This window comes from Streptomyces sp. NPDC102278, from assembly GCF_044766345.1.
Taxonomy (GTDB): domain Bacteria; phylum Actinomycetota; class Actinomycetes; order Streptomycetales; family Streptomycetaceae; genus Streptomyces.
In genome coordinates this window covers 57,501-75,480 of record NZ_JBIWLV010000026.1, presented here as the reverse complement: position 1 = coordinate 75,480, position 17,980 = coordinate 57,501, and the positions used below count along the sequence as shown (strand labels likewise).

Genomic DNA, 17,980 nt, shown 5'->3' with positions numbered 1-17,980 from the left:
CTCGGGGGCTCGGCTTCGCCGAGCCAGCTGCCGCCCTTCGGGCGGCAGGGTCCTTCGCTGCGCTGCGGACCTTCAGGGTTCCGCTGCGCTTCACCCTGAGGTTCTGCTTCGCAGAACCTGATAGTTCCGCGCTTCGCGCGGAAGGTGACTCCGTTTCACGGAGTCCGGGCCTCTGGCCCGTTGGGGTGTCCGCTCCGCTGCCACCCCGGCTCCTTTCGGCTTCGCCTCCAGGAGAAGAGCCCGCTGCCGCGGGCTGCCGGTTGCCGGTTGCGGGGGGCGCTGGTGTTTCCTTCCGGCAGAAGTTTCTGAGAATCCCGCTTTTCCTCTCGTTCCTGTTGGTGTCTGGCGGGTGAGTTCTGCAACGCCTGGTCAGGTGAAGGCCGGTGAAGGGCTCTCGTCGGTCCATTCGTCTTCGAAGAGGGCTGCGAGGAGGCGTTCGTGCTCGGGGTTGAGCTGGCCGGCGCGGTGCTTGGTGCGGGCCTTGGCGAACCAGGGGCCGATCTTGATGGTGTCACCGTCGACGGTGATCGACTCGCGGGCTGCTGGAGCTCGGCGCTCGCGGTGGAGGAAGAGCTCAAGGATCTGGACGGTCTCGGCGAAGGTGCGGCGGTCTGCGGGGCGGGGGGCCAGTGTGCTGGTGGCGGGGGTGAGGTCAAGGGCGGCGAGAAGCTCACGCTGGCCAGGTTCCAGGCTTGTCCATTGGGTGAGTTGGCGGATGGCCCAGCTGCCGATATTCGTGCCGGCGGCAACGGTGTCGGGGGTGAGGGGGCGTCCGGTTTCAATGTGATGGCGCGCCAGGTGGTACTTGCGATGCCAGTCGGGGCCGTACGGGAGGAGCCAGTGGGGGTCGATGGCCTCGAGGTCAGCGGCACGAGCAGGGTCCAGGTGGCCGCGTCCGGCGAGGGATCGTTGTTCGGCGAGCCAGGCACCGACGGGGGTGGTGGAAGGAGCGGCGAGGTGGCCGTGGGCGCGGTGGTAGTCGGTGACGGCGGTGAGGCGGGCCCGCCAGGCGGCCTGGTGTTTGTCCCAGATCATGCCCAGGGCGTCGAGCTCGGCGGTCCAGTCCGTCTCAAGGCTGCCTGCTGCCCGGGCGTCGCGCATGGCGGTCACGAAGCGGCCGAGCTCGAAGCCGGCAGTGTCGGTGTAGGTGGTGGGGACGTCGAGGTGGCCATAGGCGTCGTGGAATGCCTGGGCGGATACGAGGCCTTCTCGGCGCGTGCGGGTGAGCGCACCGCGAGGGTTGAAGGCGATGAGGTCCATGGCGCGGGCGATGCGTTCGGGGTGGATGGTGAAGTCGAAGTGCCAGCGGTGCTGGATAAGTCTGCTGGTCTCGGCCGGCAGGCGGTTGGCCTTGTTCGGAAGGCGTTCGAGGATGCGGTGGTCGTGACTGGCCAGCGCCGTGGTGATGGCCCAGACAGGCTCGTATGCACTGCCCAGAATGTTCTCAGCGTCGGCGCCGGGCGGAACATAGACGGGAACGATGAGGCTCGCGACCTTGCCGCTGACGTCCAGGCGCAAGGCGCGGCCGAGTCCTTGGACACAGCGGATGATGCTGCTGGTGGGGTCCGCGAAGACGACGGCGTCCGTGCTGGGAATGTCGATGCCTTCGGCGATCACTTTCGCGTTGGCCAAGATTGCGCGGGGTGATGCCGCGAAGCGGGCGAAGACGTCGGCGCGCTCGTCTGCGGTGTGCTCTCCGTGGACGAAGAAGACGTCCGGATCGATCCCTGGAAAGCAGTGGGGGTCGGCCCTGCGCAGGCGGCGCAGGGTGTGAGGGAGCTGGTGCGCGAAGCGGACCGAGTCCTCGACGAGGTGGAAGAAGACCAGGATCCGGCGCATGGAATGCGTGGCCATCGCGTTCAGTACGGCGAGGTGCAGCGCGGTGGTGCGCAGCGCATCGTCGGTGCTGGTGGCGGGTGTGCCGGGTGCGGGAAGGTTGAGGCGGGCGCGGAGCTCGGTTTCTGTGACGGTGGGGATCACGATGCGGTAGTCCGCGGCCACGCCGTCGGCGATGGCCTGTGCCAGGGGGTATTCGAAGACTTTCTTCCCGTACACGTGCTCGTTGTCCATGCTGTTCGCCGAGGCCTGGGAGGCGGGTTCTTGTGCGGTGCGGACCCGGCGGCGGCTGGTGGCAGCCGAGCCGGTGAGGTCGGGGGCCTGGAAGCTGCGCGGGGTGGCGGTCATGTAAAGGCGGCGGTCCGTGAGAATCCTGGCCTGGTCGTTGATGGCGGCCCACTTTTTGTCCGCCCGGCCGGCAATACGGTGTGCCTCGTCCATGACGGCCAGATCGAACGGGGGCACTCGGTAGCGGGTGTGCTGAGTTCCTTCGATCTTGTCGAGTGAGTCGTAGGTGGATATCACCGTCAGCGCGGGGAGCTGGTCCTGCCCCTCCCCCACAACCGACATGAGCGCGGCCAGTGCCTCGGAGCTGCTCGTGGAACCGACTCTGCGGGCGGCCAGTGCCGCGTGTCCGGCGCTGTCCATCGAGGAAACGATCACCATGTGTTCGTGGTGGCCGTCACGGCGCCATGCCAGCGCGGTCTGTGCGGCCAGGTCCAGCGTGGGCACGACCACCAGGACCAGGCGAGCACCGAGTCCGTCCGCGGCCCGGATCGACACCAGTGTCTTGCCTGTTCCTGTGGCCGCCACGTACAAAGCCCGGGTGTTCGGGCGACGTAGGTGCCTTACCGCTGCTCCCAGGCCCTGTACCTGGTCCGGACGCAGCGCAGGACGGCCAGGGCCGCGGGACTCGGGGGGCTCGACCGGGGTGACCATGACCGTCATCATGACGCACCCGGCAATGTCAGCGGGGACAGGCACTCCTTATGGATGACAGTCCTTCGCTGCCGTATTGGCAAAACGGACGGCGGAAAGCCGCGTCTCTCCGCAATGATCGGTAATAGGCCTGGAGGAACACAGCGGCCCGAGTCGGCGGCAGAATCGGCTCAAGGCCCTCTGTCTTTGACGCTGCGACGGTGGTAGGAACGTCGGGGCGGGTTCCGCTTGATGCACGACCGGGGGGTCAATGAGCACGTCGGAGCGGTCTTCTGCGTTCCACGCTGAGCCTCTGTTTTCCGAGCTGCCCAAACCGTCGCAGGCCCCGGTGACAGTGGTCTCCCCGATGATGGCCTTGCCGCCCACGCTGACGCCCAAGCAGATCCTGGTGCACCACTCGGCCGACGACTGGGAGGAGTTCATCTACGAGTGGGTGGTAGCACTCAAGGAGGCCGAATACGTGGACGTGGTACGCATGGGAGGATCAAACGATCGTGGCGCAGACATCGCCGCGTTCCTGACCCCGAGAAAGACCGACGACGTCTGGCACTGCTTCCAGTGCAAGCACTACGACAAGGCGATCGCCCCTGCTACCGCGTACCCGGAGATCCTCAAGATTCATTCCGCGGTAGCGGAGCAGCAGTACCAGGTGCTTCCTGAGCGGTACATGTTCGTAGCACCGAAGGTCGGCGGATCACTCATCCAGCTGCTGGCGAAGCCGTCGGCGCTGCGCACCGGCTTCTTCGACTGGGCGGAGAAGAACAAAACCAGGCTTGTACAGGAGTACGCCGGGGGTGCGCTGGACCGTGCTCTCGGTCTTGCCCGCCAGTCGGAATTCTCCCGGTTCGAAGCCGGGAACCTGGACAAGATCCTCGCGCAGCACGCCACGACGCCTCAGCATGTGAAGCGATTCGGTGTACCTCTGCCCGACAGGCCGGCCAGTCTTGCAGCACCCCCCGAACACGCACCGGAGGAAGCCCGCTATATTCAGCAGCTTCTCGACGTCTACTTTGAGAAATGGGGATGTTCCCCTGCCTCACCGGACGCGGCGCGCGCACACCCCACAGCGGGCCGGAATCTTCAAAGGCAGCGCGAGGCCTTCTATCGGGCCGAACAGCTACGCATCTTCGCGCGCGACAGCGTCCCCGCAGGGACCTTCGAGTCGCTGCAGGACTCTGTGTACAGCGGTGTCGCAGAAGTTGAGGAAGACGACTTCGACACCGGGTACACGCGGCTCAAGGCCGTACTGGCCGCTGCACGGGACATGCAGCTGGGTACCAACGTGCTGCTGCAGGTCGTCGACCCGGACGACCGCAAGGGGATCTGCCACCAGCTCGCCAACGACGACCGGCTCCACTGGGTCCAGGAGGAGCTGTGAATCCTCTGAACAGCCCACTCGAAGTCGGCATGCGCACGCTTGTCCTGCTCTGTGCGGCCTTTCCTGAGCCACTGGACATGGCCCGGCTGGTGTATCTGGACCACGTCATGCTCCACAGCGGTGAGCTGAACGGGCCCCCGAGTCTTCACCCCTCGCTGCCCGCAGGCCCCGGTGAGCTGGCGATGCGCCGTCACTTGATCGAACAAGGCCTCGTCGTCCTGATGCGGGCAGGGCTGGCCGAAGTGGAACCGCGGGCGGACGGCCTGCTCTACCGGGCGAGCGAGGAAGCGGCCGGGTTCGTCAGCATCCTCGAAGCCCCCTACGTCGGCGCCCTCAAAGACCGGGCTGACTGGGTCATCGCTGCTCAGTCGGCACCCCAGCTGGATGTACGCGCCGCGACACGGGCCATCACCGAAAGATGGGCCCGAGACTTCGATCCGCAACTGCCTGCCCCGGGACGTGACCATGCCTAGCATCCGGCTTCTGCACCTGACCTTCGCCGGCGCCGGGCGGGTGACAGCACAGGTCGTCTTCGACGAGCGACTGACCGTGATCTACGGCGCCTCGGACACCGGCAAGTCGTTCGTCACCGAAGCGATCGACTACATGCTGGGGGCGCGCAAGCTCAGCCTCATCCCCGAGGCGGAGGGATACTCCCAGATCCTCCTCGGCCTCGAACTTCCCGACCGCCAGGTCATCACCCTGATGCGCGGCCCTGAGTCGAGCCGTATCAGCGTCTTCCACGACGATGTGCGAGACCTGGTCTACCGGGCATCCGACCTCGAGCTCAGCGTCAGCACCAGGGGCTCGAAGAACATTTCCCGCTATCTGCTGGAGAAGCTCGGACTCCACGATGCACTCATCGCGACGAACGACACCGGCGGCACCAAGCCCCTCGGGCTGCGCGACCTGCTGCACCTGTGCCTGATCAGCGAGACACGGATGGTGTCCAAGGTCCCGTCGGTCCTGCGTTCTACCGGCACCAGCGGCCAGACCGCGCACAAGTCAGTCCTCAAGCTGCTCCTGACAGGCCAAGGCGAGCCCGCCGGCGAAGCGCGGCCCAATGCATCGCAGCGGCGGCTACAGAAAGGGAAGATCGGGCTGCTCGACGAGTTGATCCTCGACCTGCAGCGCCAGCTGGCACAGGGCGGCAACGAAAGTGAACTGGCGCAGCAACTGCACCGCCTGCTCGCCCACCAGGACACCATCGGACTCTCACTGCGGGAAATCACCGCACGTCACGCACAGGCCGTGACCCGCCGGACAGAGCTCGCCGTCACACTCGGCCAGTACGACCAGCGCGTGGCCGAGATCGACGACCTCATCGGACGCTTCGGACTCTTGCAAAGCCAATACGAGTCCGACCTCGAGCGCCTGGCCATGGTCAGCGAGGCAGGCAGTCTGCTCGGCTACTTCCGCACTGGGACATGCGCCTTCTGCGGAGCGGACCCCGCACACCAAAACCCAGGACACGACCTGCAGGAGACGACCGCCCTGCACACCGCGGTCACAGCCGAAGACACAAAAACCCGCCACTTGCTGTCCGACCTGCACCTGACCATCGACGACCTGCGGATCCAGCGCGAGGGACTCGCCAGGCAATGCGAACACAGTGCTGCCCAGACCGAACAGGCCGACCTTGAGATCGCACGCATCGACGAAGAACTGCAGCCCGTGCAGGACCAGGCCTCCCAGGCGATGGAGGCCCGTTCCCATATCGAGAAGGAACTCGGGCTGCACACCCGGATCCAGGAACTCGAAGACGTTCGTGCCGCCCTCGTCGCCAATGGGGCCGTCCCCGGTGGGCGGCCCACCGGCAGCATCCCCGCCGGGACCGTCGCCGCATTCGACCGTGCTGTCGAGCGTGCCCTGGAAGCCTGGCAGGTCCGTCTGCACGGCGTGTACTACGACCAGCACACCGCGGAACTGTACGTAGGCGACCGCGACCGCGCCGGCCACGGCAAGGGCATGCGTGCCGTGCTGCACGCCGCGTTTGCTGTCGCCCTGGCCGAGTACTGCGTTGACCAGCAGCACCCGCATCCCGGGTTCGTCATCCTCGACTCCCCCCTGGTCACCTACCGGCAGCCCGGTGTGCGCCGCACCGACGACGAGAACCTACCCGACAGCGTCATCGACTACTTCTACCGCGACCTGTTCCAGCGCTTCACCGGCCAGGCGATCATCGTGGAAAACAGCGACCCGCCCTCCGACATCGTCCAGGAAGCCCAGGTGTACATGTTCAGCCGAGACCCCCACGACCACCGCTTCGGCTTCTTCCCGATCGAAACCGGCATCGTTGATGAGGATACGAGCGGCGCCTGAGCAGATGCTCGGGTTGGGATCACACCAGCCGACCATGCCCACTGATCCCCTACTGCCGTCAGAGCTCTGCCTTGACGGCTGAGGTCGGCTCACGACCGGCACCGAGGACCATACGAAGCAGCTCCTTCCGGTCTTCGAGGGACCACCCAGCAGGAGCGGCCCGCGTGGCAGGCTTCTCTACGCGCTTTTCTACCGCCGTCCGACACGCTGCCGGGCGGCACCGAGCGTGCTGCGTTCCGTGAAGGCACCCTCTCCGTACGATGGCAGGGAGGCATAGGGTTCGGTCGCGATCTGGTCGACCCGGGCGCTGTATCGGCTTGCTGCCGCCTTGAACGCTTCGTCCGGCGGCAGGTGCTCTTCTGCCGCCCGCAGAGAACGCAGGAGTCCGCGAGTAAGCTGCATAAGCCGGCGCAGCTCATCGTTGGCTGTGCTGCTCGAGAGTTCGGCGTGGCCTTGCCTGGCAGCAGCTCGGCGAGCCTGCTGTTCCATACCGAGGATCACTGCCTGCCGGCGTCGCTCCAGCGTGCGGAAGGTGTAGCCACCTGGATCCGCAACGACTGCTTCCGCGGCGTGCACAGCCTTGACGAGCTGTTGTGAGAAGCAGGTGGCGGCCAGGGCAGCTGCTTCCCTCTCTTTCCGCTCGGCCTCGCGTCGCTGTTCCTGCAGGCCAGGCCAGGAAGGGAACTCCTCCCGGCCCTCTTTCTGCCCCCTCGTTCGCGGGCCGGCCTTCTCCTTCTTCGTCAGCCGGCTGTCCCACTCGCCACGCAGGGTGAAGCTGTAGGCACTGCAGCCCACACTCCCCCACCCACCGTAGCTGCCGTGCGCCCAGCGATCGTTGACCATGACGATCGTCTCTCCGCAGTGCCGGCACTGCTCCGGCTGCTGATTCACCAACGCCCCACCCCTCTATGTGTGCTGTTCGTTGCTCCCCTGACACCACCCTCCGGGTGGCCCGCATCATCCTGGCATCCGTCGCTGACGCCCAGCAGTTGAAGATCCAGAAACGAAAGGGGACGGCAGCACCGTTCGGCGCCACGGCAACGGTATCGAAATGATCTCGAAGCCGATCACCCGCGGGTCGATGGCCGACGCCACGACGGACTGGCCGTCGCCGACCGGCCGGACGCTGCTGGCCAGCGCGTGGAACATCTCCTCGGCGCCGGGGAGTTCGGGCCGCGGCGCCTGCGGGAGCATGTCCATCACGTCACTACCAACACCCGCGTCCCGCACGCCGCACACACGAACAAAGCCAGCTGACAGGCCGCCACCTGACGCCAACCCAGCACATCGCACCGTAGTCCGAGGCATAGGCACTGGCGGCGACATCCAGCTCCTCAGGGGAGCAGCAGCCGCCTTCGGCGGGATCCTCGTGGTCTACGCCAGCACCTGGCTGTCACTGCGCTGACGCGACAGGCCGGAACGATGATCACGGCCGGCACTTGCCCCGGCCCGCCCGGCATGAACCGACCCGCCTCTCTAGCGCATCCCGGCATCCCGTAGCGCAGAGATCGGGATTCCGAGCGCATGGCTCTCCGGTACGTGAGAGACCTGCTGCAACGACTGGTGCTGCGGGCGGAGGGTCAGGTTGATCGGGGCGGAGCTGGAGAAACTGCTGTACACGCGTCCGCTGCCAGACACCCCTGAGCAGCAGCTCGCTGCGCTGCTCAGGTGGGCAAAAGGCTCCAAGCAGTTGGTGGCGCGGGAGTTGGGAGTGTCCCGGCGCACAGTCCAACGATGGACGGCCCGAAGAGCGTCTGCGAGGGCCAGGCCCTCCGTCCGGCACGCGGCGGTCATCGCGACTCGGGTACGGGCGCGGTGGCAGCCGCTGGTGCGGGCGCGCCGCCGGGCCGCCGCGGAGCAGCAGGGGCTGGTGGTGCACACCCGGGCGCGGTTCGGGTTCACGGCCGGCCTCGGGAGCACCGACGATCCGCGGCACCGGCTCGTGACGGCGGTGGTGCCCGGGGAAGTCGCCCGGGAACTGCTCGCCGCCTGGGAGGCCGGTGTCTCGGAGAGGCAGCAGGAAGTGATCTTGGGCCGGGCCCTGGGGCACGTCTACTTCCGTCAGGCGGGCCGGCGGGCGGAGACGCTGAGGGTGAAGTTCAGGGACGTCGACTTCATCGAGTTCGGGCTCGCGCAGCCGTCGTGACACGAGGGCCGGGCGGCAGAGCGCGAGGCGGAGGGGGCTCGTATCCCAGAGCCTCGCGCTTCTCGGCCCAGTCCCAGACCACCGGGGCACGCTTCGCGCCTGCACGGCCGGCGTGAGGCTGGGGCGGGCGGATCTTGATGGTCTCGGCCAGGCGCAGCAGGGCCGGGCGGTCAGCTGGCGCGGCCAGCAGATGGGGCGTGCCGGTCAGGCGGGCGAACTGCGTGGCGGCGTGGAGGAAGGGGACCGCCCAGGCCGGCAGGGAGTAAATCGCGCAGCCGTCGGTGTAGCGGGTGCGGTCGTGCAGGGTAAGGGTGCAGTCGGCGAGGTCGAAGCCGTCGGCTCGGGCCGTGGTGAGCTGTTGGAACGAGGCCCCGGCGGCGACGGCTCCCGCGAGGGCCGCGGCGCGGGCGGGGTGGGCGCTCGCGGCGTGCAGGCGGGCGGCCAGCGCGGCGGACTGGGCCGGGGTCGGTGCCAGGGGTGCCGGGCGCTGCAGGTAGACGATCGGGGGCGGGCTGCAGGCGGCGGTGCAGGGCTGGGGGCTGTCGTAGGAGACCAATCGGTTCAGGGCCGCCATGGTGATCCAGCGCCAGGCGGCCGTCGGCGCGGGAGGCATCAGCGGCGCTACGCCCTCTGCGGTGTCGTCGCCCTGGTAGAGGGCCCGGGCCTCACCGAGCGTGTGGGCGGCCGTGTACCCGCCAGCGGGCAGGGCGCGTTCGAGAGCCGCGGTCAGGCGGGGGCGGTGGACGACGAGCGTGAGGTAGATGCCGGTCTGCCTCCACAGACCCAGGATGCGTAGCAGGCGGCGCTCGTCGAGGAGATGGGCGCGCAGGACGGTCATACGGGTGACGGCCAGACCACTCGTCCACGCGGCGGCGGCCTCCCACAGCGGCGGGCGGCCGTTCGGGAAACGCCCCGGGATGTGGGCCGGCTTGCCCAGAGCAAGCAGCAGGTCACCGGCCAGGGCGGTATCACTGGTCGTGCCCGGGCCCGGGTGAAGGGTGATACGGCCGGCCTGCGGGGCATGCGCGGCCAGAGCGGTGTGAGTGAACGCTGCGTCATCCCCGGCATCGATGACGACAGCCAGCCGCAGCGTGGCAGGGGTGGTCATGCGAGGCGGCTGAAGGCCCAGCGCAACAGGTCGCGGTCCGGGCAGGGGCGGCCGGTGCGTTCCAGGGCTGTGCGGGTGTGTGCGGTGAGCTGGGCCCAGGCGCGGAAGTTGCCGTGGGCGGCCTGTTCGTCGGCGAAGGAGATGTCGGCCGGGTCGCAGTCTTCCCAAATCGGGTGGAAGAGCGGGATGACGTCAAGGACCTCTTCGGGAGTGAGGCGGGTGAACTGCTGCCAGATGAAGATCCGGGAGGAGAGCATCGGCTCGCGGCGCAGCACAGTATGGGCGCCGGCGCCACCGACGAAGACGATCGCGATCTGCGTTGCGGGATCGTCCCACAAGTAGCGGAAGTACTCGAACGCCTCCCCATTGAGCCACTGCGCCTCGTCCACCAGGAAGGTGCGGGGCCGCTCGGACAGGACAGTCTTCAGCAGGCGGTCGAACTCGCTGGGATGGCGGGGCGGCTCACCGGGCAGGCGCAGCGTCTCGAACAGCTCGTAGCGCACCGCACGGGCGGTCGGGCGGGCACGGAAAGTGACCCGGCAGACTTCCTCACCGAGGGCGTCCTCCAGCTCGTGCAGGCACGTGTTGACCGCGAGGGTCTTACCGAAGCCCGCGTTGCCGTGGATGCACATCATCGCCCGCGCAGCGACCGTGTCAGCGATGTTCTCCCGCGCGGTCAGCAGCGCCCGCGTGGTCACGATGGAAGCATCCGGGAGATCGACGTACTGGTACGTAGGGGCGGTCACCGCGGTTCTTCTCCCTCGCCAGTGGTGCCGGGATCGCTGCCGGTACCGGGGGCGCCCCTCTCATCGGCGTCGGCCGTATCCGTTGGACGGGCTCTGCGGGTCCGGGCGGCGAGGGCGGGAGGCGTGCGCCATTCGGCCGGTGGAGCAGACGGCGGGATCAGGTCCGGCAGCGCAAGCCGCGACAAGTCCGCCCAGTCAGCCTCCGCGAGCTCCGCACCGGCCTCCACCGCGGACACGGCGCCGAGCCGCTCTGGCTTCCCCGGCCGGGTAACCGCGGCATAGCGCTCATGCTGCGCCGACGTGAGGTCTTTGCGCAGGCGCCGGCTGCGCGCAGCGCGTGCCGTACGGACCGCGGTGATCTGTTCGGGGCTAGCTTCGTCAGCGAGGGTCGCGGGGCCCAGGTAGCGGCCGTTCGTAGCGTCGAAGACCTCGATGCGGTGCTCGTGGTGCGGCATGAACCGCACCCTGACCCCCGTACCCGCCAGGCCCGTCATCCACGGCCCCACATAATCCCGCCTGCGGAACCGCACACCACGGGTAGAAATCACCCGGACACGGCCGTCGTCCTCCAGCGTGAACGTCCACAACTCCTCCGGGCTGACCTCCCGCACCGGCGTCGGATCCGCCTCCCACGCCTGCAGCGGAGACGTTCCCTTCAGCGGCTCCGGACGGTGGGAGGTGTTCCACCACGTCACCCAGTCCAACAGGCGCGAGGTGAAGTCCTCGAACCCGAGGAGGACCTCGTCCTTCGGCCTCGTCCGGCGCCGGCCCGGGCGCGGCTGACGCACATACCCAGGCAGCGCCGCCAGGAACATCGACTCCACGGCACGGTTCAAGCCCTCCACCGTGCCCTTGAGATGCGGGGTATAGGCGGGAAGATCCTCCACCTGAACCACCAGAGCTCCGAACGCGGCCGCGACCGTCTTCGACAGGAAATCTCTACCCCGGTCCACGCGCACCTTCTCCGGCAACCCGCCCTGCGGCCCGAACGGGTCCTCACGCAGCACCGCGGCCCGCAGCGCGGCCAGCACCGACTCCCGCGACGGATACCCCGGCGTCACCGCAACCCCCATGATCGTGTTCGTAGCGCAGTCCACGAACCAGGTGATCCACGGCCTCAGAGCAGTGCCCCCGACATCGACCAGCACCGGCGCCTGGACATGATCGGTCTCCCACACCTGATTCCGCCAGCCCCGCGGCCGGGCCAGAAACACATCATGCTTCCGCGCCTCACCCTCACCACCAGCCAGCCCCGCCCGCTCCCCCGCCGTCAAATCCCGCCGGATCGCACGATGCAACGTCGGAATCGACGGCGGCGATTCACCCTCGCCCCGGGCCGCGCGGGCCGTCAACTCACGATGGACCGCAGCCACGTTGCCCTTCCACAGCCCCAGCAGAGCCCGGACCTCCGCGGTAACGGTGAACCTCCCGTAGTACCGTGCCCTCTCCCCCGGCTCCCGGGCCGTGGCCTCGTCCTGCTCGGCGGCGGCCAGCCACCGCCACACCGCGCGCTCCCGCACACCCAACGTCTCAGCCATCGCCCTCACGTCCTGGGTAGCGAGCTTCCCCTCCCGACGCAAGGCCAGTAACCGACGCACAGCCGGCCCCCGCAACGCCCGCACCGACACCGCCGGCAACACCGCGCCCGAACCCCCCGAGACCGGGAGCTGTACTTCCTCATCCACCCGCCCATCACACCGGCCCCAACCAGCCGATGGATCAGAACTCACAAAACTGAGACAGCGTCACACCTAGCACGATAAAGGCTCAGGACAGCGATCCCATACCGATCTCTCACGTCCATGACAGTGACACGAAACCCCGAAACAGACCCCGACCAGCAACAACACCCCAGCCACTCACTGTCTCTCAAACCACTGTCCCCAAACCAAGAGATCGCACCGAGGGGCTGCCGGTGGAGTCATCGGCCGGGGCGATGACGCGGGCGCGGCGCAAGCAGCTGGAGGACATCGACCCCGCCTGGTGCCCCGTGTGGCCGGTGACCTGGCAGCGCTGCTTCCACCTCGTCCGCCTCCACCTCGACACCGGCCAGACGCTGCCCACCACGCCGGGCGAAGTCGTACGCCAGGGCGAGGACCTCGGCCGGTGGGTCACCGCGGTCCGGCACGGGTGGGATCAACTCACCGGGGTGCAGCAGTGGATGTGCGAGCAGGTCCTCGGCATCGAACCCGCCGGCGAGGACGAGAAGCCGAAGGCGCGCACCAGCCAGGCCGACAAGTGGGCGATGCACTACGGCGCCGCCGTCCAGTACTTCGAGCGCGAAGGACACCTGACGGTGCCCCGCAAGCACGTCGAGACGATCGCTCTGGGCGGGGAGAGCAAGGACCAGGCGCAGCGGGGCCTGGAGCTGAAGCTGGGCATGTGGGTCGACAACCAGCGCCGCCGGGCCGCCACCCTGACGCCGGAGCGGGTGGAACAACTGTCCAAGGCCGGAATGAGGTGGGTGTGATGAGCGTCGTCGTCACCACGGCCGGCTATCTGCTCGGGCGGGGGTGCCCGTGGCAGTGTCTGGGCGCCTGCATGGTCGATCAGGTGCGCTTCACCGCGCCTTGGGGCCACGTCGTCACCGCGCCGCGCACCAGCTGGCGGTTGATGCGCGGCGCGACCGCCGAGACGCGGGCGCCGGTATCCGTACGCGATCCGCGCTGGTTCACCAATCGAACCCGGACAGACACGGGAGGCACAGCATAAGCACCAAGCAGCACCTTCGCGATCGCCTTCGAAGGCCAGCTGCCGGTGGTTTTCGGGTCCTTCTGGCTGATGCCCCAGATTTCGTCGGAGGCGCCGTGGACGAATGTCCGGACGCGGCTGTCACCGACGCGGATGGGGGCGGGGGCCAGGGTGTTGTTGGCGCCGGTGCCGCCCCAGGTTCTGGGCTGGCACCCAGGAGGCGTAGTCGGTGTTCTGCTGGCCGATGTGGCACAGCTCGGCGTTGGTGCCGTTGTAGAACACGGAGATCCGCCCGTCCGCGTTCAGCGTCGCGGCCGGATCGCTGGCGGCGTTGGAGGTCAGCTTCTCGACGGTGGCGTAGGCGCTGTTGATGACGTTCTGGCGCAGGGTCCAGACGCTGTTGTCGGGGCCGCGCCAGAACACGTTGACGATGCCGTCGGGTCCGCGCAGGGTCACCGGGGTGCCCGCGACGGTGCCGGGCGTGCCGGCAACCTGCGTCCAGTTCGATGTATCACCCCGGGTCGTACGGTTCCCGGATCTGGGAACGGCTACCTGCCGCGGCCCGACTTCCGTGCGGGCGCGGCCGGCGTGGTGGAGTGGGGATGGTCAGTGGTGGGCGGGCGGCTGTACGAACACAACCTGCTCCGGCAGCATGGACCGGTCCTTGGTCTGGGGCGTCAGGGTCGCGCCGTTGTCCGTGCTCTTGGGAATCGAGAATCCCTCGTACACGGGGGCGGTGTGGGTGACACCGTCACCGATGTCCAGGACGAGCCCGGTGGTGCGGTTCGTCGGATCTGACCCGTCATCGCTGCTGCTCGTGACGGTCAGGTCGGACTGCTGGTCAGTCATCAGATCTCCAGTTTCACGGTTGTTGATCTCTGGCACTCGCACCGTACCGATTCCACGATGAACGCGTGACGCGAGTGCTGAAATGACATTGGGCGGCCCTTGTGTGGGTGACAAGCCCGATTCTCAGAGGCGTGGGTGGCCGTAGTTGCAGCGAACTCCCCCCTTCCCAGTCGGCGAGAGGGTCTCACCGCTTGCTCGGGTCACGGTGAGGTTCATCTTGAAGCCGTCGAAGAGCGGGTCTGTCAAACGAGCGGTGTAACTCGGGTTGTTGAGGGTTACTGACGTGCTGCGGAGAGCCGGCCGTCGAAGGTGATGTCGAAGGCGTTCAGTGCGGTCTTCCAGCGCATGGTCCAGCGGGCCTGGCCCTTGCCGGTGGGGTCCAGGGACATGATTGCCATGTAGACGCACTTCAGGGCGGCCTGCTCGTTGGGGAAGTGACCGCGGGCCTTGACCGCCCGGCGGATCCGGGCGTTCACGGACTCGATCGCGTTCGTGGTGCAGACGATGCGGCGGATCTCGGTGTCGAAGCGGAGGAACGGGGTGAACTCTTCCCACGCGTTCTCCCAGAGCCGCACGATCGCCGGATACTTCTTGCCCCAGGTGTCGGCGAACTCGGCGAACCGGTCGAGTGCGGCTTCCTCGGTCGCCGCGGTGTAGACGGGCTTGAGAAGCTTGGCGATCTTGTCCCAGTCCTGGCGGGCGGCATAGCGGAAGGAGTTCCGCAGCAGGTGGACCACGCAGGTCTGCACGACCGTGCGGGGCCAGACGGTTTCGACCGCGTCGGGCAGGCCCTTTAGCCCGTCGCAGACGAGCATGAGGACGTCGTTCACGCCTCGGTTCTTGATCTCGGTGAGGATGTGCATCCAGTGCTTGGCGCCCTCACCGCCGTCGCCGGCCCACAGCCCGAGGATTTCCCGCCGGCCCTCGGCCGTGACGGCCAGAGCCACATAGATGGGCCGGTTGGCCACCGCACCGTCGCGGACCTTCACGTGGATCGCGTCGATGAAGATCACCGGATAGACGGCGTCCAGGGGCCGGTTCTGCCACTCGGCCATGCCCTCGAGGACCTTGTCAGTGATCGTGGAGATCGTCTGGCGCGACACCTCGGCGCCGTAGACCTCGGCCAGGTGAGCCTGGACCTCACCGGTCGTCAGACCCTTCGCGGCAAGCGAGATGACCATCTCGTCCACGCCGGAAAGACGCTTCTGCCGCTTCTTGACGATCTTCGGCTCGAAGGAACCCTCGCGGTCGCGGGGCACGGCTATCTGAACCGGGCCGACCTCGGTCAGCACGGTCTTGGCCCGGGTGCCGTTGCGTGAGTTGCCGCCGTTCTTCCCAGCGGGATCGTGCTTGTCATAGCCGAGGTGGTCGGTGATCTCGCCCTCGAGAGCGGACTCCAGCAGTCGCTTCGTCAGCTGCTGGAGCAGCCCGCCCTCACCGGTCAGCTGCAGGCCCTCGGCCTGAGCCCGACCCACGAGCTCGTCGATCAGCCGGTCGTCCACGGACTTCGACGGCACCGCCTCAGACGGCTCGACGGTCTCGGTCACGTTGTTGCTGGTCATCGATGCATCTTCCATGATCGGGAGTTACACCGAACGTTTTACAGTCCCCGGCACCCGGCCCGGGATCGCCGTGTGCGTCAGTCGATGGTTTCCTTGGCCTCCGCCGCGACCTGGGCGACGTTGGGGTAGGGCCGCGGGTAGGGCGCGCCAATGCCGAAGCCGGAAGCCATGACGTCGGCGAAGGCGGCGGCGATGCGGATCTCGCCGTTGGGGTTGGGGTGGGTGCCGTCCCAGGTGTGCTTGGCGGCCACGAACTCCGCGGCCGTCTCCGCGACGTACAGCGGGGACTCCTTGGTGGAGAGGTCCTTCACCACGGAGCGCAGCCGGTCGTTGGCCCCGGCCACCTTCAGTGCGAACTCCGGCTCCTGGACGGCGCGGGTGGTCTCCAGGACGGTGCCGAAGGCGGCGGCGAGCCCCGGGTTGCCGCGGCGCGCGTTGGCGATGAACTCGCGCAGGTTCGCCTCGAATTTCGGCGGGTCGACGCTGTACCAGACGAGGTCGTTGATGCCGAGGAGGACCAGCAGGTAGTCGGGCGTGTGCTCGGCTACCTTGGCCTCGATCTCCTCCTTCTCGGTCACGTACGGGCGGCCCCACTGGGCGTCGTGGTCGGTGTCGAACTCGGGGTCCGCGTAGGTGTGGTCGCCGTCGCCGACCTCCTGCGTGCGGATGTTGTCCAGGGTGTTCTTCGGACCGACGAGGTCGAGCTCGACGTTCTGCTCTCGCAGGTGCTTCCAGAGGCGGTAGCGCCAGGTCCAGTCTCCGCTACTGCCGTGGCTGATGGAATCGCCGACGATCATGATCGGGATTTCGCGGCCGGGGTTCGGGGCGTTGGCCGGTGAGAGTTCGGACATCGGGGTGGCACCTCTTCGCATGATGTCGGACAAAGGCATGTCGTCTGTACAACTCCTGCGATCACCGGGCGGCACGGGCTGTCCACCGGAATAGGAACAAGTTCGTTCATGGTCGGCGGTGGCACATCGAACAGTGCAGGCCGGACCGGCGGCCACAGTGGCCGGCTGCTGTCGGGCGACGAACTCGCGGGTGCGCCGGCATCGGGCCATCCTCACGAGCGCGATGCGGTAGAGAGCGGCGTTGGCCGCCCGGTCGCCGCCCCGGGAGAGCCGGTGCCGGTTCGTCTTCCCGCTCGAGGCGGGGACGGGTGCCGCGCCGCACAGGGCAGCGAAGGAAGCTTCCGTGCGCAGGCGGGCCGGGTTCGCGCCAGCGGTGATCAGCAGCTGGGCGGCGGTGTCCGGACCCACCCCGTAGGCGGCACGCAGGCCGGGGTTGAGGGGGGTGACCAGCTGGTCGAGCCCCGGGAAGGTCAGGCCCTCCGGAACGGTGTCCCAGCTCATCCAACGAGACAGCGCAGAATCGGTTCCTCTCACACACTGCTCCTCGCGGGCGGCGTAGGCGAGTAGGAGTCGGCCTGATACTCGTTGTCGAGCGCCTCCGCGAGCGGATGGCCACCGCGGGCCCGCCCGTAGCACCACCGGATCGGGCCGTGCGGGCCTTCCGCCTCCAGACAGTCCAGACGGCACGCCACCACCGGCAGAACGGGGGTAACCGCAGAGAACGGTCCTGGGCCAGAACGGCAGGCTTGCCCAGGGTCGCCTAAGGCTTACCCAGACGACGGGCAAGCCCGCGCCGGCGGGGGTAGTCCTGGCGCCGGGGCCACCGATCCAAGCAGCGGACGGAGCCAGGGGACCAGCAGGCGCGGGCACCAGGACCACGAAGGAACGACCGGGACGGACCACGAGAACGGCCGGGGCCGGTGTGCATTTCCCACCCCGTCAACAAGCAGCCACCCTCACCGGTCACGCACGTGCGCCAGCAAACAGGACGCCTGGTCCCGGCAGCGCCTCACGGGCAGGAGCTCGGTCACCGGCCGGTACGTCACGCGGATATGCCCGTCAGCTGGTGCCGGTACCGGGCAGCGCCGCGGACATCGCAGAGGATCTGATGGGTCTGGTCGCCCTGCTCCTGCATGCACTCGATCAGGAACTCAGCGGCCATCCATGCGGTGGGTGCGCCGCCTCCCGCAAGGCACCAGCGCTGGAAGTAGCGGATGTTCACCGCGGTCAGCGCGTCCAGGACGTACTCGGCCTCACAGTCGGCGTGCTCATCGGGAAGGACCGTCATGTGGTCGCGGAACAGCAGTGCCCCGAAGGCGGACATCAGACGGGCCAGCCCCTTCCCGTCCCGGTGGAACTCCTCCAGCGCCGCCCTCTCCTTGACGTGCCCCTGGTACTGGAAGACCAGCTCGACGTAGTCCGCCGCCCGGCCAATCTCCTGCGCGCTCAGCGTGTTCGTGTTCCCGGTCGAAGCCATGACGGTCCCCTTGTGTCCGGGCCGGATGCCTGGTGCGTCCGGCCGCTGAGACCAATCTGGAGGGGTGGGCCTGTG

General features: G+C 67.9%; 17 protein-coding genes and 1 pseudogene. 6 read left to right on the top strand and 12 right to left on the bottom strand.

Features of this window, described 5'->3' with window-relative positions; translation table 11 throughout:
• Nucleotides 1-369: 369 nt before the first annotated feature.
• On the bottom strand, nucleotides 370-2,775 hold the full coding sequence (locus tag ACIRO3_RS34710) for a Helicase associated domain protein (RefSeq protein WP_404143479.1): 2,406 nt from the start codon (nucleotides 2,773-2,775) through the stop codon (nucleotides 370-372).
• 250 nt (nucleotides 2,776-3,025) lie between these two features.
• Here ACIRO3_RS34710 and ACIRO3_RS34705 point away from each other — a divergent pair, with 250 nt between their 5' ends.
• The 3 genes from ACIRO3_RS34705 to ACIRO3_RS34695 are packed head-to-tail and all read left to right on the top strand — an operon-like array spanning nucleotide 3,026 to nucleotide 6,475.
• Complete coding sequence (locus ACIRO3_RS34705; RefSeq protein ID WP_404143477.1) at nucleotides 3,026-4,153, top strand: ABC-three component system protein; 1,128 nt, start codon at nucleotides 3,026-3,028, stop codon at nucleotides 4,151-4,153.
• Nucleotides 4,150-4,626, top strand: coding sequence for an ABC-three component system middle component 2 (locus ACIRO3_RS34700; protein ID WP_404143475.1), 477 nt, complete (start codon nucleotides 4,150-4,152; stop codon nucleotides 4,624-4,626). Before ACIRO3_RS34705 ends, ACIRO3_RS34700 begins: the two co-directional genes overlap by 4 nt.
• Nucleotides 4,619-6,475 (top strand): hypothetical protein, encoded by a 1,857-nt coding sequence (locus tag ACIRO3_RS34695; protein WP_404143473.1) that lies wholly within the window; start codon nucleotides 4,619-4,621, stop codon nucleotides 6,473-6,475. The genes ACIRO3_RS34700 and ACIRO3_RS34695 overlap by 8 nt, the downstream gene beginning before the upstream one ends.
• 189 nt (nucleotides 6,476-6,664) lie before the next feature.
• Here ACIRO3_RS34695 and ACIRO3_RS34690 read toward each other — a convergent pair whose 3' ends face one another.
• Entirely contained in the window at nucleotides 6,665-7,366 is a 702-nt protein-coding gene (locus ACIRO3_RS34690; protein WP_404143472.1) for a hypothetical protein, read from the bottom strand.
• A 66-nt stretch (nucleotides 7,367-7,432) separates the two neighbouring features.
• Nucleotides 7,433-7,678 (bottom strand): hypothetical protein, encoded by a 246-nt coding sequence (locus tag ACIRO3_RS34685; protein ID WP_404143471.1) that lies wholly within the window; start codon nucleotides 7,676-7,678, stop codon nucleotides 7,433-7,435.
• Between the two features lie 382 nt (nucleotides 7,679-8,060).
• On the opposite strand from ACIRO3_RS34685, the gene tpg reads away from it, so the two are divergent.
• A complete protein-coding gene (tpg, locus tag ACIRO3_RS34680; protein WP_404143470.1) occupies nucleotides 8,061-8,621 on the top strand; it encodes a telomere-protecting terminal protein Tpg in 561 nt (186 codons plus the stop codon).
• On the opposite strand, the gene ACIRO3_RS34675 is transcribed toward tpg, so the two are convergent.
• Genes ACIRO3_RS34675 through ACIRO3_RS34665 form a run of 3 tightly spaced genes read right to left on the bottom strand, consistent with a single transcriptional unit; the run spans nucleotide 8,590 to nucleotide 12,073 of the window.
• A complete protein-coding gene (locus ACIRO3_RS34675; RefSeq protein ID WP_404143468.1) occupies nucleotides 8,590-9,729 on the bottom strand; it encodes a hypothetical protein in 1,140 nt (379 codons plus the stop codon). The two genes, tpg and ACIRO3_RS34675, sit on opposite strands and share 32 nt — an antisense overlap.
• The gene (locus tag ACIRO3_RS34670; RefSeq protein WP_404143466.1) at nucleotides 9,726-10,475 is read right to left on the bottom strand and encodes an AAA family ATPase; all 750 of its coding nucleotides are present in this window, start codon (nucleotides 10,473-10,475) and stop codon (nucleotides 9,726-9,728) included. The genes ACIRO3_RS34675 and ACIRO3_RS34670 overlap by 4 nt, the downstream gene beginning before the upstream one ends.
• Nucleotides 10,472-12,073: a Mu transposase C-terminal domain-containing protein gene (locus tag ACIRO3_RS34665; protein ID WP_404143487.1), complete on the bottom strand. Its 1,602-nt coding sequence runs from the start codon at nucleotides 12,071-12,073 to the stop codon at nucleotides 10,472-10,474. Before ACIRO3_RS34665 ends, ACIRO3_RS34670 begins: the two co-directional genes overlap by 4 nt.
• 317 nt (nucleotides 12,074-12,390) lie before the next feature.
• Here ACIRO3_RS34665 and ACIRO3_RS34660 point away from each other — a divergent pair, with 317 nt between their 5' ends.
• Together ACIRO3_RS34660 and ACIRO3_RS34655 are read left to right on the top strand one after the other, a co-directional pair.
• Entirely contained in the window at nucleotides 12,391-12,945 is a 555-nt protein-coding gene (locus ACIRO3_RS34660; RefSeq protein WP_404143464.1) for a helicase associated domain-containing protein, read from the top strand.
• Nucleotides 12,945-13,187, top strand: a complete 243-nt coding sequence (locus ACIRO3_RS34655) for a hypothetical protein (RefSeq protein ID WP_404143462.1) — start codon at nucleotides 12,945-12,947, stop codon at nucleotides 13,185-13,187. Before ACIRO3_RS34660 ends, ACIRO3_RS34655 begins: the two co-directional genes overlap by 1 nt.
• 120 nt (nucleotides 13,188-13,307) lie before the next feature.
• On the opposite strand, the gene ACIRO3_RS34650 is transcribed toward ACIRO3_RS34655, so the two are convergent.
• The 6 genes and pseudogenes from ACIRO3_RS34650 to ACIRO3_RS34625 all read right to left on the bottom strand — a co-directional run bounded on the left by ACIRO3_RS34650 (nucleotide 13,308) and on the right by ACIRO3_RS34625 (nucleotide 17,905).
• Nucleotides 13,308-13,622: a hypothetical protein gene (locus tag ACIRO3_RS34650; RefSeq protein ID WP_404143461.1), complete on the bottom strand. Its 315-nt coding sequence runs from the start codon at nucleotides 13,620-13,622 to the stop codon at nucleotides 13,308-13,310.
• Between the two features lie 150 nt (nucleotides 13,623-13,772).
• Complete coding sequence (locus ACIRO3_RS34645) at nucleotides 13,773-14,015, bottom strand: hypothetical protein (RefSeq protein WP_404143459.1); 243 nt, start codon at nucleotides 14,013-14,015, stop codon at nucleotides 13,773-13,775.
• 275 nt (nucleotides 14,016-14,290) lie between these two features.
• Nucleotides 14,291-15,577 carry an IS256 family transposase gene (locus ACIRO3_RS34640; protein ID WP_404143457.1) on the bottom strand — a complete coding sequence of 429 codons (1,287 nt, stop codon included), beginning with the start codon at nucleotides 15,575-15,577 and terminating at the stop codon, nucleotides 14,291-14,293.
• A 77-nt stretch (nucleotides 15,578-15,654) separates the two neighbouring features.
• The gene (locus ACIRO3_RS34635; RefSeq protein ID WP_404143486.1) at nucleotides 15,655-16,503 is read right to left on the bottom strand and encodes a GDSL-type esterase/lipase family protein; all 849 of its coding nucleotides are present in this window, start codon (nucleotides 16,501-16,503) and stop codon (nucleotides 15,655-15,657) included.
• A 93-nt stretch (nucleotides 16,504-16,596) separates the two neighbouring features.
• Nucleotides 16,597-16,878, bottom strand: a pseudogene (locus tag ACIRO3_RS34630) (transposase); the annotation flags it as partial.
• Nucleotides 16,879-17,470: 592 nt separating this feature from the next.
• A complete protein-coding gene (locus tag ACIRO3_RS34625) occupies nucleotides 17,471-17,905 on the bottom strand; it encodes a hypothetical protein (protein WP_404143455.1) in 435 nt (144 codons plus the stop codon).
• Nucleotides 17,906-17,980: the final 75 nt, after the last annotated feature.